Annotated in this window: 11 protein-coding genes, 3 tRNA genes and 1 pseudogene; 8 read left to right on the top strand and 7 right to left on the bottom strand. The window is 31.5% G+C overall.

All coding sequences use genetic code 11. The features are described 5' to 3' along the window. Positions 1-11: 11 nt before the first annotated feature. Genes AC9UFV_RS04820 through AC9UFV_RS04810 form a run of 3 tightly spaced genes read right to left on the bottom strand, consistent with a single transcriptional unit; the run spans position 12 to position 3272 of the window. The gene (locus AC9UFV_RS04820) at positions 12-851 is read right to left on the bottom strand and encodes a phytoene/squalene synthase family protein (RefSeq protein ID WP_509573352.1); all 840 of its coding nucleotides are present in this window, start codon (positions 849-851) and stop codon (positions 12-14) included. Positions 852-853: 2 nt separating this feature from the next. Further along, positions 854-2314: a bifunctional phytoene desaturase/3,4-desaturase gene (crtID, locus tag AC9UFV_RS04815; protein WP_509573350.1), complete on the bottom strand. Its 1461-nt coding sequence runs from the start codon at positions 2312-2314 to the stop codon at positions 854-856. Between the two features lie 58 nt (positions 2315-2372). Further along, entirely contained in the window at positions 2373-3272 is a 900-nt protein-coding gene (locus tag AC9UFV_RS04810; RefSeq protein ID WP_509573347.1) for a MerR family transcriptional regulator, read from the bottom strand. A 204-nt stretch (positions 3273-3476) separates the two neighbouring features. On the opposite strand from AC9UFV_RS04810, the gene AC9UFV_RS04805 reads away from it, so the two are divergent. Together AC9UFV_RS04805 and AC9UFV_RS04800 are read left to right on the top strand one after the other, a co-directional pair. Further along, positions 3477-6467 carry an amidohydrolase family protein gene (locus AC9UFV_RS04805; RefSeq protein ID WP_509573345.1) on the top strand — a complete coding sequence of 997 codons (2991 nt, stop codon included), beginning with the start codon at positions 3477-3479 and terminating at the stop codon, positions 6465-6467. 2 nt (positions 6468-6469) lie between these two features. Next, a complete protein-coding gene (locus AC9UFV_RS04800; RefSeq protein WP_509573343.1) occupies positions 6470-7774 on the top strand; it encodes an amidohydrolase family protein in 1305 nt (434 codons plus the stop codon). Positions 7775-7866: 92 nt separating this feature from the next. Here AC9UFV_RS04800 and AC9UFV_RS04795 read toward each other — a convergent pair. The 3 genes from AC9UFV_RS04795 to AC9UFV_RS04785 form a co-directional block, all read right to left on the bottom strand. Next, positions 7867-7949: transfer RNA gene (locus AC9UFV_RS04795), tRNA-Leu, on the bottom strand. 44 nt (positions 7950-7993) lie between these two features. Continuing rightward, a tRNA-Lys gene (locus AC9UFV_RS04790) sits at positions 7994-8066 on the bottom strand. A 34-nt stretch (positions 8067-8100) separates the two neighbouring features. After that, positions 8101-8173: transfer RNA gene (locus AC9UFV_RS04785), tRNA-Lys, on the bottom strand. Positions 8174-8302: 129 nt separating this feature from the next. On the opposite strand from AC9UFV_RS04785, the gene AC9UFV_RS04780 reads away from it, so the two are divergent. Continuing rightward, positions 8303-8821, top strand: coding sequence for a shikimate kinase (locus AC9UFV_RS04780; protein ID WP_509573341.1), 519 nt, complete (start codon positions 8303-8305; stop codon positions 8819-8821). Here the strand turns inward: AC9UFV_RS04780 and AC9UFV_RS04775 are convergent. Continuing rightward, complete coding sequence (locus tag AC9UFV_RS04775) at positions 8813-9310, bottom strand: phosphoribosyltransferase domain-containing protein (RefSeq protein ID WP_509573339.1); 498 nt, start codon at positions 9308-9310, stop codon at positions 8813-8815. The two genes, AC9UFV_RS04780 and AC9UFV_RS04775, sit on opposite strands and share 9 nt — an antisense overlap. A gap of 110 nt (positions 9311-9420) precedes the next feature. Between AC9UFV_RS04775 and AC9UFV_RS04770 the strand changes: the two genes are divergently transcribed. The 5 genes and pseudogenes from AC9UFV_RS04770 to AC9UFV_RS04750 form a co-directional block, all read left to right on the top strand. Further along, entirely contained in the window at positions 9421-10329 is a 909-nt protein-coding gene (locus AC9UFV_RS04770) for a YihY/virulence factor BrkB family protein (protein ID WP_509573338.1), read from the top strand. Between the two features lie 88 nt (positions 10330-10417). Further along, positions 10418-10846, top strand: a complete 429-nt coding sequence (locus AC9UFV_RS04765) for a DUF2147 domain-containing protein (protein WP_509573335.1) — start codon at positions 10418-10420, stop codon at positions 10844-10846. 5 nt (positions 10847-10851) lie between these two features. Then, on the top strand, positions 10852-13305 hold the full coding sequence (gene priA, locus AC9UFV_RS04760) for a replication restart helicase PriA (RefSeq protein ID WP_509573332.1): 2454 nt from the start codon (positions 10852-10854) through the stop codon (positions 13303-13305). A 44-nt stretch (positions 13306-13349) separates the two neighbouring features. Next, positions 13350-15530 (top strand): TonB-dependent receptor, encoded by a 2181-nt coding sequence (locus AC9UFV_RS04755; RefSeq protein WP_509573330.1) that lies wholly within the window; start codon positions 13350-13352, stop codon positions 15528-15530. A gap of 131 nt (positions 15531-15661) precedes the next feature. Next, positions 15662-15728, top strand: a pseudogene (locus AC9UFV_RS04750) (30S ribosomal protein S6); the annotation flags it as partial.

The following is a 15728-nucleotide window of genomic DNA, read 5'->3' as shown; positions in this document are numbered from 1 at the left end:
AATAGATTAATTTAAATAATATTTAATTTGTATGAAAAGTAACATTTGGCGAAAAGCCCATATTTTTGATAATTTGAAACTCGAATTCTAGTATTTTTAATTTCTGCTGAGGGAGTATTTTTTAGTTTGGCAAGTAATTTTTTATAGTAAGAGTAAGCAGTGTAAACTCCGAATTTAGCTTCAATTGGAAGTAAAATCAAACCTTCGTAACCTGCTTCAAAATCGGATTCAATTTCGGCAATGATTTTTAGTTTTGATTTTTCATCTAATTTAGATAAATCAGTATTTGGGAAATAGGTGCGATTTAAATCTTCAAAATCAGCTTTTAAATCTCTTAAAAAATTTACTTTTTGAAATGCAGATCCTAATCTCATCGCTGATTCTTTCAGTAAATCATATTTATAGTGATCGCCTTTCACAAAAACTTTCAAACACATTAATCCAACCACGTCTGCTGAACCATAAATGTATTCATTGTATTCAGAAACAGTTTTATATTCTGTTTTGGATAAATCCAATTTCATACTTTTCATAAAAGCATCAATTAATTCTCTTGGAATTTCATACTGGTGCACAGTATTTTGAAAAGCATTTAAAATAGGATTCAGACTAATTTTATTTTTCAGCGCTAGCTCTAAATCGTTTTCAAATAGTAATAAAAGTTCTTCCTTATTGTAATCGTGAAAACTGTCCACAATTTCATCAGCAAAACGAACAAAACCATAAATATTGTAAATGTCTTGACGAATATTTGGCGCAAGCATTTTCACCGCTGAAGAAAAAGAGGTGCTGTAGGATTTTGTAACATTTCGGCTACAATCAAAAGATACTTGGTCAAAAAGATTCTTCATAACTATAGGTTTTTTTCAATTAGTTCGGCAACTAACTTTCCTGAAATTAAAGCTGGAGGAACACCAGGTCCAGGAACGGTAAGTTGTCCGGTAAAATACATATTTTCAACCTTTTTGCTTTTTAGTTTGGGTCTTAAAAATGCTGTTTGCATTAATGTATTTGCCATTCCATAAGCATTTCCTTTGTATGAGTTATAAACTTCTTCAAAGTCAAGTTTGCAAAAAGAATCTTTAAAAATAATATTTTCTTTTATATTTTCCTTAGTTAATTTCTCAAATCTTGAAATTATTTTTTCAAAATAAGCTTCTCTTAGTTCTGGAGTGTCCTCAATTCCTGGCGCAAGTGGTATCAAGAAGAAACCAGATTCCATTCCTTCAGGCGCAGCTGTATTGTCAGTAATTGAAGGGAAATTAGCATAAAATAAAGGGTTTTCCGGCCATTTTGGTTCGTCATAAATGTCTTTCGCGTGTTGATTGAAATCCACATCAAAAAACAAAGCATGGTGAGAAATATTTTTAATTTTCTTATTGAAACCTACATAAAAAAGTAGGGAAGAAGGTGCAAAAGTTTTGCTTTCCCAATATTTTTCAGAATACGCTCGGTATTCTGGATCTAATAAAGTTTCGGTATGATGGTAATCAGCGCCACTTAAAATAATATCAGCATCGATTCTTTTTCCATTTATTTGTAAGGCAACTGCTTTTTTATTTTCAACGATTATTTTCTCAATGTTGGAATTGGTTTCAAACTTAACTCCTAATTCCAAAGCCAAACTTTCCATTCCTCGAATAACATCGTACATACCTGTTTTAGGATGCCAAGTTCCCATTCCAAAGTCGGCATAATTCATAAAACTATAAAATGATGGTGTATCTGATGGTTTTGCTCCAAGAAATAAAACTGGGAATTCTAAAATTTGAATTAGGCGTTGGTTTTTAAACTTTTTACGAACATCTTTACTGATATTGCTAAAGAATTGTCCCACTTTTAAAGCAGTTTCAGTAGTTATTAATTCCAATGGAGAAACTCCTGGACGATAAACTAGATCTTTAATAGCAATATCGTAATTACTTTTGGCTTCAGCCATAAATTTAGCAAGAACTTTTCCGCTTCCTTTTTCAATTGCTTCAAATGTGTTGATTATTTCTTCTAAATTATCTGCTATTGCAATAAAATCATCAATTCCGTAATATACTCGGTATGCCGGTGATAATTTGATTAACTCATAGTAATCGGAAGGTTTTTTATTGAAATCACCAAAAAATCGTTCAAAAACATCTGGCATCCAGTACCAGCTTGGACCCATATCAAAAGTGAATCCTTCATTTTTAAATTGTCTGGCTCTTCCGCCAATAGAATTGTTCTTTTCAAATACTGTCACTTTGTGCCCTTTTTGAGCTAAATAACAAGAGGCTGCTAGTGATGAAAAACCGGAACCTATAATTTTAATGTTTTTTCCCATATGTAGTTACAAAATTACAAAAACGATTTTCAAGAATTTATAATTTGAGTTGTAAAATTTATAGATTTATTATTAGTTCGCTTATTGATTTAAATACCTTAGTTTTTGGAGTAATGTGCTTTTCATCAATGAAATTTACCATTCTGCCAATAAGCCATAACTCCGTATCTTTATCGTTTAATACCTCTTTATTTAAAGCTTCTATGTAAGGATTTATTTCATCTTTGTTTGGTTCAACCGTTAAGTAGCTAATATAGGTTATGTTACTAAAATAACTCTTTAAGTCTTTCAGGTTGTCCAGAGGAATACTTTCGCCTAGATAAATACTTCGATAACCATGGTGCAATATTTCATAGTTTAAGTACATTAACCCCAATTCGTGAATTTCATTTGAAGGTAGGTAAAGTACAAATACTCGATCCTCAATTCTAGGTTCTAATAATTGCTGTTTTTCAGTATGAATAAGTAACTTTTGTTTGATCAAATAGGTGATAAAATGTTCGTGAGCTGGAGTTATAGTATCGGTTTGCCAAAGCAATCCAATTTCATTCATTAATGGAATAAATACTTCAAAAAACACTTCTCTAAAAGATTTTTCAGAAAGCAATTCGTCGTATGTTGTGAAAAATAGTGTTTGATCAAAATTGATCATTGCCATTTTAAAATAAGAAATCGCATGACTTTTTACGCTTTTTTCAGATATAATGTTGTTTACAACTTCCGGAATTTCATCTGGATTGTATTTTGCGATTCGGGAAATTTTATAACCATAATCATGAAGTAATACAATATTAAGGAGTTTTTGCAGATTGGGTAAATCATACAATCTAATATTGGTATCGGTACGCATGGGCTCCAATATATTATATCGTTTTTCCCATATTCTTATTGTATGTGCTTTTATCCCTGAAAGGTTTTCAAGGTCTTTAATACTAAACACATTTTTTACATTGTTCATTCTTTTATTAAATAAGTTAAACAAAAGTAGTTATTATTTTTTATTTAATCTATAAAAATGCAATTATTATTACTTTAAAATAGTTAATTTAATTTGATAGTTTTCATTTGCTAAACAGAATATGAAAAATTGAAATAATTGACTAATATTTTATAAAGTCTAAAAAAAGGTATACTTTTAAAAAAAAATTAATTTTTATTGATTATGAAAAGAATTATTTTATTTCTCATTTTATTATTTGGTATTGTTAAAATTGATGCCCAAGAATATTTTCCAAACAACGAAAGTGTTCAAAATAAAAACAACAATTTTACTGCATTTACCAACGCTAAAATTTTTGTAACGCCAACACAAGTAATTGAAAAAGGGACTTTAATTATTCAAAACGGAAAAGTAATTGGTGCAGGAGTTGATCTTCAAATTCCTAAAAATTGTAAAATTGTTAATTTGGATGGTAAATACGTTTACCCATCTTTTATTGATATTTACACTAGTTTTGGAATTGAAAAACCTAAAAAAAGCACTGCATCAGACGGTGATTCCTATGATACAAAAAGAATAGGTTACTATTGGAACGAAAGTATTAAATCGGAAGTTAATGCATTTGAAAATTTTACTTACGATCAAACCAAAGCAGAAGAATATCTGAAAGCCGGTTTTGGAGTTGTGGGAACCCATGTTCAGGATGGAGTTGCCCGCGGGACAGGAACTTTAATTGCCTTGAATAATTCTGATAAAAGTCTTCGATTGCTTTCCAATAAAATATCAAACCATTTTGGTTTTACCAGAAGCGTGACTACCAATCAATCGTATCCTAGTTCGTTAATGGGAATGATGGCTTTGCTGCGACAAATGTATTTAGACATGAATTGGTATAAGAACGGAAATTCTAAAACCAAAGATGCTTCATTAGAAGCTTTGATAAACAATCAAAATTTAGTTCAAATTTTTACTACTGAAGATAAGTTAAATAGTATTAGAGCAGCAAAAATAGCTAAAGAATTTCGTCTAAATTATGTTTTTAAGGGAGCAGGAAATGAGTTTGAAAGAATTGACGAAATTAAAAACACCAATTCAAAGTTCATTATTCCAATTAATTTTCCTGAGGCTTATGATGTTTCAAATTCTTTTTTATCAGATCAAATTGATTTAAGTGATTTGAGATTTTGGAATCAAGCCCCTACAAATTTAAAAGTGCTTTCTGATAACAATGTAGTATTCGCATTGACAACTGATAAACTAAAAAAGACAGAGGATTTTAGAGTAAACCTATTGAAAGCAATAAAATACGGTTTTGACAAAACTAAAGCATTAGAAGCACTAACTACAATTCCAGCTTCAATAATGGGAAAAAGCAATGAGATTGGAAGTTTGAATAAAGGTAGTTTTGCAAATTTCGTTATTACATCGGGAGCTATTTTTGATGATAAAACGGTATTATATGAAAACTGGGTTCAGGGTAATAAGTTTGTAGTCAATGAGATGACAACAATTGATATTCGCGGAAATTATGATTTAACAGTTGATACTAATACCTACAAGTGGAAAATCGAGGGAGAAATTGCGACACCTAAATCAGAAATAACTGATGTAAATTCTAAAAAGATTAATTCCAAACTCACTATTGCAGCAAATTGGATTACAGCTTCAATAAAATCAAATGATAGTATTAACGACCGTTTTTCAAGATTAAGTGGCTATATTGAAAACGCTCAAAAATTATCTGGAAAAGCAATTTTGTCTAACGGTAAAGAAGTTAATTGGACCGCAATCAAAACAGCCCCTTTCCTTGTTGTAAAAGATAGTTCTAAAGCTGACAAACCAAGTTTAGTATTACCTGTAACGTATCCAAATATTGCTTATGGAAACAGTAAAAAGCCATCTCAGCAAACCTTATTATTTAAAAATGCTACTGTTTGGACAAATGAAAAAGAGGGAATATTAGAAGATACAGATGTATTGGTCAAAGAGGGTAAAATTGCAGCAATAGGCAAAAATATTGAAGATAGTAATGCAGTTAAAATTGATGCAAAAGGTAAACATTTAACGAGTGGAATAATAGACGAACATTCTCACATCGCTATATCAAAAGGTGTTAATGAAGGCGGACATAATTCGAGTGCCGAAGTAACAATTCAAGATGTAGTTAATTCTGAAGATATTAATATTTATAGAGATTTAGCAGGTGGAGTGACTACCTCGCAATTACTGCATGGTTCTGCCAATCCAATAGGTGGTTGTTCAGCTATTGTTAAATGGAAATGGGGATTATCAGCTGATGAAATGTTATATAAAAACCAACCTAAATTTATAAAATTTGCACTAGGTGAAAATGTAAAACAATCTAATATAAGTAGAAGTTCTAATCGTTTCCCTCAGTCTAGAATGGGAGTAGAACAGGTATTTACTGATTATTTTCAACGTGCAAAAGAATATGATTTAACCTGGAAGGCCTACAATTCAAATCCGAAAAAAGATAAATCTAAGGCTCCAAGAGTAGATTTAGAATTACAAAATATTGCAGAAATTATTAATAAGGAACGATTTATTACTTGCCATTCGTATGTTCAATCAGAAATATTAATGATGATGAATGTTGCTGAAAAGTTTAATTTTAGAGTCAATACTTTCACTCATATTTTGGAAGGTTATAAAGTAGCAGATAGAATGAAAGAGCACGGAGTTGGGGCATCTACTTTCTCTGATTGGTGGGCTTATAAGTTTGAGGTTAATGATGCAATTCCATACAATGGCGCAATAATGCACAACCAAGGTTTGGTTGTGGCTTTCAATTCAGATGATGCAGAAATGTCCCGAAGACTAAATCAAGAGGCTGGTAAAGCGGTTAAATACGGTAATGTGCCGGAAGAAGAAGCATGGAAGTTTGTTACCTTAAATCCTGCTAAATTATTGCATATAGACGATAAAGTGGGAAGTATAAAAGTGGGTAAAGATGCCGATGTGGTTTTATGGAGTGACAATCCTTTATCAATTTATGCTAAAGCAGAAAAAACAATAATTGAAGGAACCGTTTATTACGATTTAGCAATTGATGAACTTAAAAGATCAGCAAATACCAACGAAAGAAACATTTTAATTGGGCAATTAATGCTTGAAAAAAATAAAGGTTCTAATACCCAAGAGCCAAAGAAAAAAGAGAGAAAAGAAGACCATTGTGATACTTTAGAAGAATAAAAATGAAAAAGATATATATAATAATAGTAGCGTTTTTTGGATTTATTTCAAATACAAATGGACAACAGATTCCTGCAACTAAGCAAACCAAATCAATATTGATATTGAATGGTTTTGCTCATTTAGGTAATGGAAAAGTTATTGAAAACAGTGCCATTGGATTTAAAGATGGTAAAATTATTTTAGTTGAAGATGCTAAAACAGTGAAGCTTTCCAGTGGAGCATTTGATATTACAATTAACGCAACTGGAAAGCACATTTATCCGGGTTTTATTGCGCCAAACTCAACACTTGGTTTAGTAGAAGTAGATGCCGTTAAATCGTCAGATGATGAAAGAGAAATTGGAGATATGAATCCTCATGTTAGAAGTATTATTGCCTATGCAGCCGATTCTAAAGTAATTGAAACTGCTCGTCCTAATGGAATTTTGATGGCTCAAATTACTCCACGTGGAGGAACAATTTCAGGAGTTTCTTCTATTGTTCAATTGGATGCTTGGAATTGGAAAGACGCTCTAATTAAAGAAAATGATGGAATTCATATGAATTTTCCCCCAACCATGAAAAGAAGTGGTTGGTGGGCAGAGCCAGGGGCTATAGAAGCCAATAAGGATTACGTTAAAAAAATTGGAGAGATCACAATGTTTTTTGAAAATTCAAGAGCGTATTCCGCTGCTGTTCCTTCTGAACAAAACTTAATTTTTGACGCAATGAAAGGAATATTTGCAGGAAATCAAACTCTATTTATTCATGCTCAAGAAGAAAAACAAATCATCGATGCGGTGCAGTTAGCAAAACAATTTGGAATAAAGAAAATGGTAATTGTAGGTGGATACGATGCCTATAAAACAGCTGATTTATTAAAGGAAAATGCTATTGGTGTGCTATTAAGAAATGTACACGATATGCCAAATAGAGAAGATGAAGATGTTGATTTACCTTATAAAATGGCACGAATATTATTAAGCAAAGGAATAGTTGTTGGATTAGAAAATAGTGGGGGCATGGAGAGAATGCAAACCCGTAACTTACCTTTTCTAGCAGGAACCTGCGCAGCATATGGAATAGATAAAGAACAAGCATTGCAATTAATTACCTCAAATACTGCTAAAATTTTAGGAATTGATGATTTCTGTGGTACTTTAGAACAAGGTAAAGATGCAACTTTATTTATATCAGAAGGCGACGCTTTAGATATGAGAACTAATCAATTGACTCAAATATTTATTCAAGGTAGAAAGTTGAATTTGGAAACCCATCAAACAAAGCTAAACGCTAAGTACAAAGAAAAATACAATCAGAAATAAGAGTTATTCGAAGAACCTCTAATAGACTTAAAAACTCCTTTTTGACAAAAGAAAAAGCCCAAACTAATAGTTTGGGCTTTTATTATTATCTGTGACCACGGTGGGATTTGAACCCACACGCCCTTACGAGCACCACCCCCTCAAGATGGCAAGTCTACCGTTTCTCCACGTGGCCATAAAACAAAAAAGTCATCCGCCAATGGTGGACAACTTTTTTTGTGACCCGACTGGGGCTCGAACCCAGGACCCCATCATTAAAAGTGATGTGCTCTACCGACTGAGCTATCGAGTCATTGCTTGAAGGAATTAAAAATTGGTCTTTTTTGTGACCCGACTGGGGCTCGAACCCAGGACCCCATCATTAAAAGTGATGTGCTCTACCGACTGAGCTATCGAGTCATTTTTCTATTCCTTCAATGCGGGTGCAAATATAAGGTGTTATTATTTATTTTTCAAAGCTATTTTATTTATAAATTTACTTTTTGAATAAAATAATCTTAACGCCTTAGTTTATAAGGTATTATTGCTATGAAAAAAATCATTTTATTGGGTTATATGGGTTGTGGGAAGTCAACTATAGCGAAATTACTAGCTAATTCTACCTCTATTTCCTACCTAGATTTGGATGAAATTATCGAAAAAAATGAAAAATCTTCGATAAAAAATATATTTTCTGAGAAAGGTGAAATCTATTTTAGAAAATTAGAACACCAAATTTTTGCTAATCTTATTAATAATCAAGATTCATTTGTTCTAAGTCTCGGCGGTGGAACTCCATGTTATTCAAATAATCATGAATTTCTAAAATTCGGAGGTGTAATTTCTATCTATTTGTCTGCTTCAATACCAACATTGTATGAGCGATTGCTATATTCTAACTCTGAACGACCTTTAATTGCCAATAAAAACCCAGAAGAAATAATGGAATTTATAGCCAAAAACCTATTCGATAGAAGTTATTTCTATAATCAAGCGCAATATAAAATTAATGTTGATGGGAAATCTCCAGAAGAAATAATATCAGAAATTGAAACTATTTTAGTTTAAATAAGCACAATCTCCTTTATCATTAAAAACTACTTGAACGTGTTCCTGTAAAGATGTAGAAAGTGAAATTCCTTTAAAATCAGCTTTTACAGGATATTTTTTGTGGTTGCGATCAACTAAAACAGCTGTTTTTAATTTCTTCAAAGGAACTTCCAAAAAATGCTTAACTCCATAAATTAAAGTCGTTCCTGAATTTAAAACGTCGTCAACTAAAATCAATCCTTTGTTTTGGTATTGTTCAACAGAAAGGGAAGTAGTAATAGGTGCGTTTACATTTTGCTTATTAATAAAAACTTCGCACAAAACAACTTTTATGGTAGAAATTTTTTCCAACTCAGTTGCAATTTTCTTTGCAAAAACGAATCCATTGGAAGCAATTCCGCCAATAACAATTTCCTCTTCATCCACAAAAGTCTCGTAAATTTGGTAGGCAATACGAGTGATTTTATGCTTAATTTCTTGATTGTTAAGGATGATGTTTTGGCTCATGGTATTTTTTTTCAAAGATAATAAACTATTTTTATAATTTACAAAACTAAGAAGCTTTCAGATTACCGAAATTAATTCTAAATTAGCATTCTGTAAATATTACATTATTAATGAAATTTGAAGAAATTCCTGTATTAAGAAATATAATCCGTGTGCTGCAGCGCATTAAACCTATGTGGCTTCACGGTTTGTCATTTTATGACTTAATTAAAATGTACTCAGTAGGAATTTTTGAAGGAGCACTTTCCTACCACGCTAGTTCCGTTGCATTCAGTTTCTTTATGGCTCTTTTTCCATTTGCATTATTCATTTTAAACCTAATTCCTTTCATCCCTATTGATGGTTTTCAAGCTGACTTTTTAGAGTTTGTTAAAGAAGGTGTACCGCCAAATACCTACGATGCCATTTTTAGTATTATAAACGATATTCTTAATAATAGTCAATCAGGGTTATTGTCAACAGGTTTTTTTCTTTCAATTTTTTTAATGGCAAACGGACTCAACGCCATTCTTGGAGGTTTTGAATCATCCCGACATGTTTTAGTAAAAAGAGGTTTTTTTCAACAATATTTAATTGCGCTGGGCCTATCATTATTGCTGTCATTTTTACTTTTAATCACCGTTGCCGCAATCGTAGTTTTTGAGGTATTTATCCAAAAAACAATTATTCAAGATGTTTTAAGTGATACTATTCCAATAATTATTTTAAGTCGATATGCTTTTGTAATTTTGATGATATTGATTACTATTTCAATTTTATTTAAATTTGGAACAAAAAATAAAAACAAACAATCTTTAATTACCATAGGTTCAATGTTTACTACTATTTTGGTCATAAAAACTTCCTATTTTTTTGGAATATGGGTTGTTAAATTTTCAAAATATAACGAACTTTATGGATCAATCGGTACATTATTGATTATGATGTTTTATATTTGGATCAATTGTATGATATTGTTATTAGGATTTGAATTAAATTCTATAATTAGTAAATTAAAAAATAATAAAATTAACAATTAGTTTCTTTTGAAGCTATTCCCGCTATCCGCTAAATCCAAGCTAAAAAGCTTGGGATACCGCTGCTATCGGGGCTAAAAACTTTTAAATTATGAAAAAACTTGCAGTTATTATTTTAGTTTTGTTTTCAGTGAATTTCTATGCTCAAAGTCGTGGAGTTATAGGTAAATGGAATACTATTGATGAGGTATCCGGAAAAGCACTTTCTGTTGTTGAAATCTTTGAATCCAACAATAGAATTTATGGAAAAGTTGTGGAAATTTTAAATCCAAAAAATCGAAATAACACTTGTAAAGATTGTCCTGGAGAAGATCATAACAAACCTGTTTTAGGTTTAATAATTATTAAAGGATTGGTAAAAGATGGGTCAGAATATAACGATGGTAAAATTTTAGACCCTAAATCTGGAAAAGTTTATAAATGTTATATCGAATTAGAAAGCCCAAATAAACTTAAAGTTCGAGGTTATTTAGGAATTTCTCTATTAGGAAGAACCCAATACTGGGAACGTGTAAAATAAAATAAATGCAATTTTTCGTTGAAGTAATTCTACCACTTTCTCTTGCCAAAACTTTTACTTATAGTGTTTCTGAAACAGAATATCATTTTATAAAAAAAGGAATGCGAGTTGCAGTTCCATTTGGAAAAAGTAAAATCTACACCGCATTAGTTATTGAATTACATCAAAATGCACCTACCTTATATGATGCCAAAGAAATTCATCAAATTCTTGATGAAAATCCTATAGTAACTCAAACTCAAATTGAACATTGGCAATGGATTGCATCTTATTATATGTGCGCTATTGGTGATGTTTTTCGTGGTGCAATTCCAAGTGCATTATTGTTGGAAAGCGAAACTGTAATTTCACAAAAACAAAATATTCATGTCGATGAATCTCAACTTTCAGACGATGAATATTTAATATATCAAGCGCTACAACACCAGAGTTCGCTTAAGGTTCAAGATATTATTTCAATTTTAAATAAAAAGAGCGTTTTCCCCATTCTTGCAAAACTAATTGACAAAAACATATTAGTTTTGCAAGAGGAAATGCAAGAATCATACAAACCAAAATTGGTCCGTTATGTCCGTTTAAATAAGGATTTTGATTCTGATAAAGGTTTGCAGCAACTTTTAGAAACGTTAAAAGGAGCCGTAAAACAAAAGGAAGTTATCTTATCCTATTTTCAAATGACAGCCACTGAAAAGAAGCCTATAACTGTTAAAAAACTAACTGAAACATCTCAATCCACCTCGGGAATTATTAAAGCCCTAATTGATAAAAATATTTTTGAAGAATATTACCTTCAAGAAGATCGTGTTAATTTTCAGGGTGGTACTAATATAGGCGAATTAAATTTGAGTTCACCTCAGGAAATAGCCTTCAATTCCATAAAAGAATTATTATCAAATAAAGAAGTATGTTTGCTTCACGGTGTAACCGCAAGTGGTAAAACAGAAATTTATATTAAGCTGATTGAGGATTATCTTGCAAAAGGAAGTCAAGTGCTCTATCTATTGCCAGAAATTGCTTTAACTACCCAATTAGTTGGAAGGTTACGAACTCATTTCGGAAATAAAGTAGCTGTTTTTCATTCTAAATATAGCAATAATGAAAGAGTTGAGGTTTGGAATCAAGTGCTTGAAATATCACAAAAAGCCCAAATAATTATAGGAGCGAGGTCGGCATTATTTCTGCCATTTCAGAATTTAGGTTTTGTAATTGTAGACGAAGAACACGAACAAACTTATAAACAAGTTGACCCTGCACCAAGATACCACGCTCGTGATGCCGCGATTGTATTAGCTGGACTACATAAAGCTAAAGTACTTTTAGGATCGGCAACGCCAAGTGTAGAATCTTATAATAATTCTAAAACAGGCAAGTTTGGATTAGTTACCCTAATTGAAAGATACGGAAATGTAACACTACCTGAAATTGAATTGGTAGATCTAAAAGATAAGTATTTTAGAAAAAAAATGTCGGGGCATTTTAGCGAAGTATTAATAGAAGAAATTACAAAAAAATTGACACTTGGCGAGCAAGTAATTTTGTTCCAAAACCGCCGAGGCTATTCCCCGTTATTAGAATGCTTAACTTGTGGTCACGTCCCGCAATGCCAACAATGTGATGTGAGTTTGACTTACCACAAACATAAAAATCAGTTGCGATGTCATTATTGTGGTTATTCAATTGCAAAGCCTACGAATTGTAACGCGTGTTCTAGTGTAAATTTAACCACAAAAGGTTTTGGAACAGAGCAAATTCAACAAGAGTTGGTTGCCCTTTTTCCAAATCATAAGATTGGCAGAATGGATCAGGACACTACGAGAGGCAAATTTGGATTTGAAAAAATAATTGACAGTTTTAAGAATCGAGAAATTGATATATTGGTTGGAACCCAAATGCTAGGAAAAGGTTTGGATTTTGACAATGTTACTTTGGTAGGAATAATGAACGCAGACAACCTACTTTATCATCCTGATTTTAGGGCTTATGAAAGAAGTTTCCAAATGATGGCACAAGTTTCTGGTCGTTCAGGAAGGTCTGAAAAACAAGGAAAAGTGATAATTCAAACGTATACACCACTGCACAATACAATTCAGCAAGTAACTCGTAATGATTACGAATCCATGTTTAATGAGCAATTATTAGAACGAGAAATTTATAAATATCCGCCCTTTTATAAATTAATTAAACTTACTTTGAAACATCGCGATTACGATAAATTAAAGGAGGGATCAATGTGGTTGTATCAGGTGATGCAACAAAGTTTGCCAATGCCGGTATTAGGTCCTGAGGAACCAGCAATTAGCCGAATCCGTAATGAATATATTCGAACAATAATGGTAAAAATTCCTTCGGCAATATCAATTCTAACTACAAAAAATACACTTCAAAAAATATTAAATAGTATTGAAGCCGTAGCTGCTTATAGATCTATCCGAGTAACTGTTAATGTTGATTTTTATTAGTTTAATTTTATGATAAATAACACTATTACAATAATAAAGTAAATATGAAAACTAAAATACTAGTGTTGTTGGTTTGCTTTTTTTCAATAGGCTTGGTCGCTCAAACTAAGCAAGATTCAATTAACCAATTAAAAAATATTATTGTAAAGGCACGTCAAAAGACATTGAAGGAAAGAAATGAATTCAAGCGCCATGGTCAATCAACAGAGTTGTTAACGTCAGAAGAAATAAATAGAAATAATCCTGCTTTCTTAGAACAAAGTTTAGGAGTTATGGCTGGTGTTCAAGTTGATAAAAGAACACAAGTTGGCGGTCAGCGAATTGTGATTAGGGGTTACGGAAACGACCAAAAGTTTAATAATTGGGGAATTAAAGTTTATTATAATCAAATGCCGTTAACTAACGCTGAGGGAGTTACTATATTAGACGATGTTGATTTTTCAATAGTTGATAAAATTGATGTGATCAAGGGTCCTGCCTCAACAATTTATGGCGCTGGTGTTGGTGGAGTAGTGCGTTTTTATCTAAAAAATTCAGAAGAAAAAGGAATTTCTTTAACCCAAAATACGACTACAGGATCTTTTAATTTGGTTCAAACCAACACTCGTTTAGACTACGTTACTGATAATGCATCAATGTTTGTTAATTTTGGTCACTTGCAATCGGATGGATATAGACCTAACGGGCAGAGTTTGAAAAATTTCATTACCTATAAAGGAGATTTTAAATTTACTGACAGACAAACGGTTAATGTATTTTTTAGTCATAATTATTCACATGAAGGTATTTCTGGGCAAATACCTTATTCTTATTATTATGCAAATAACGATCCTGGGAACAATGCTTACATTAGAAATAACGCACATTTGAATATGCAATCTTCTCGATTTGGTGTTACAAATAATTATAATTTCACCAATACATTTAAAAATTCTACTGTACTTTTTTATTCTGGAACAGAATCTGAAAGGGTGGTTGCGGGTGCTTCCGAACAATTTAGTTCTCCAAATTATGGCTTGCGTTCTGTTTTCACAAAGTCAAATGATATTTCAAATGCGATTGAAAATGTATTGGATTTTGGTACAGAAATACAACAGTGCAAGTCGTTGATATCTAATTTCAGATTTACAGGCGACTTAAATAATCCATTTACAGTTTCCCCAATTGCACCTGGCAATTATTATAAATACACTACCAATCAGCAATCCGTATTCATTCACGATCGAATCAATTTTAAAGATTTGGATTTATCATTAATTATAGGTTTAAGTGCAAATAAAATTGATTATGACCGAGTTGATTTATTGGCATTACCAGGTTTGATTATTGGAAATACCAAAAATACTTCGTTTAGTAAATCGTTTACGACTTCCTATAATCCTCATTTTGCAATTCAAAAAACATATAAAAACCAAATTTTTAATCTTAGTTATAGTGAAGGTTATAATGCACCAACAGCTGCAACCTCTTTTATTGCAGCATTGAATAAGACGAATGATGACTTAGTTGCAGAAAAAGCCAAAATGATCGAGTTTTCAGTTCAAGGATTATTGTTTAATACCAGATTTGATTATCAATTTTCACTTTTTAATATGAATATCGATAATAAACTAACTCAATTAAGTGCTCCAAATCCTGCAGGTGGAAATTATGCTTATACAGCAAATACCGGAAATCAATTGAATAGAGGGTTAGAGGCAAGTATCGGATATGTTCACGAAATGAAATCAAATCCAATTCTTTCAAAAGTAACATCATTTGTAAATTTTTCTTATTTTGATTTCAAATACACTGATTTTTCAACAAGAGTAGGTGGAGTTTTATCTGATTTTTCTAATAAAAAAGTTGTTGGGGTGCCAAAGCAGAAATATTCAGTAGGATTGGATTTTCAATCGCCAAAAGGAGTATATATGAACACTACATTTAATTATTTAAGTGAGGTTTTTTCTGATTTTGCAAATGCCAATAGTGTAAATGGTTTCGGATTGCTAAATGCTAAATTAGGTTATAAAATAAGCAGCAACAACAAAAAAGTTAGTTTAGATTTCTTCTTAGCTGGAAATAATTTAACCAATCAAACCAATTATACATTCCTATTTTTAGGAGGTAATATTAATGATTTTGATGCTGGAAATGGTTTTCCTACTGGAATGTCAGCTGATGTAAATCCAGGATCTAGCAAAGCCTATTTTTGGAACGGAATTAATATAAAGTACCACTTTTAATTAGTAAAATAGTTTAGTTTATCCTTATTTCATTGACCTTCGTAGATCTATAAAGAAATTTAGGAAGTTTGTTTGTCAATTCAAAAATATAAGTTACTTTTGCATCCAATTTAACAATAAAATATATTTTTATGAATCATTATGAAACTGTTTTCATTTTAAATCCCGTTTTATCTGAAGTTCAGGTAAAGGAAACAG

The sequence above is a fragment of the Flavobacterium sp. genome (assembly GCF_044349645.1).
Classification (GTDB): domain Bacteria; phylum Bacteroidota; class Bacteroidia; order Flavobacteriales; family Flavobacteriaceae; genus Flavobacterium.
Note: the sequence above shows the minus strand (reverse complement) of the source record. Positions and strands in the feature narration are given on the sequence as shown.

Coding starts and splice junctions, on each gene's coding strand:
- crtID (WP_509573350.1), bottom strand. CDS start 2,314: ATGGGAAAAAACATTAAAATTATAGGTTCCGGTTTTTCATCACTAGCA.
- AC9UFV_RS04820 (WP_509573352.1), bottom strand. CDS start 851: ATGAAGAATCTTTTTGACCAAGTATCTTTTGATTGTAGCCGAAATGTT.
- priA (WP_509573332.1), top strand. CDS start 10,852: ATGCAATTTTTCGTTGAAGTAATTCTACCACTTTCTCTTGCCAAAACT.
- AC9UFV_RS04800 (WP_509573343.1), top strand. CDS start 6,470: ATGAAAAAGATATATATAATAATAGTAGCGTTTTTTGGATTTATTTCA.
- AC9UFV_RS04765 (WP_509573335.1), top strand. CDS start 10,418: ATGAAAAAACTTGCAGTTATTATTTTAGTTTTGTTTTCAGTGAATTTC.
- AC9UFV_RS04755 (WP_509573330.1), top strand. CDS start 13,350: ATGAAAACTAAAATACTAGTGTTGTTGGTTTGCTTTTTTTCAATAGGC.
- AC9UFV_RS04780 (WP_509573341.1), top strand. CDS start 8,303: ATGAAAAAAATCATTTTATTGGGTTATATGGGTTGTGGGAAGTCAACT.
- AC9UFV_RS04770 (WP_509573338.1), top strand. CDS start 9,421: ATGAAATTTGAAGAAATTCCTGTATTAAGAAATATAATCCGTGTGCTG.
- AC9UFV_RS04805 (WP_509573345.1), top strand. CDS start 3,477: ATGAAAAGAATTATTTTATTTCTCATTTTATTATTTGGTATTGTTAAA.
- AC9UFV_RS04775 (WP_509573339.1), bottom strand. CDS start 9,310: ATGAGCCAAAACATCATCCTTAACAATCAAGAAATTAAGCATAAAATC.
- AC9UFV_RS04810 (WP_509573347.1), bottom strand. CDS start 3,272: ATGAACAATGTAAAAAATGTGTTTAGTATTAAAGACCTTGAAAACCTT.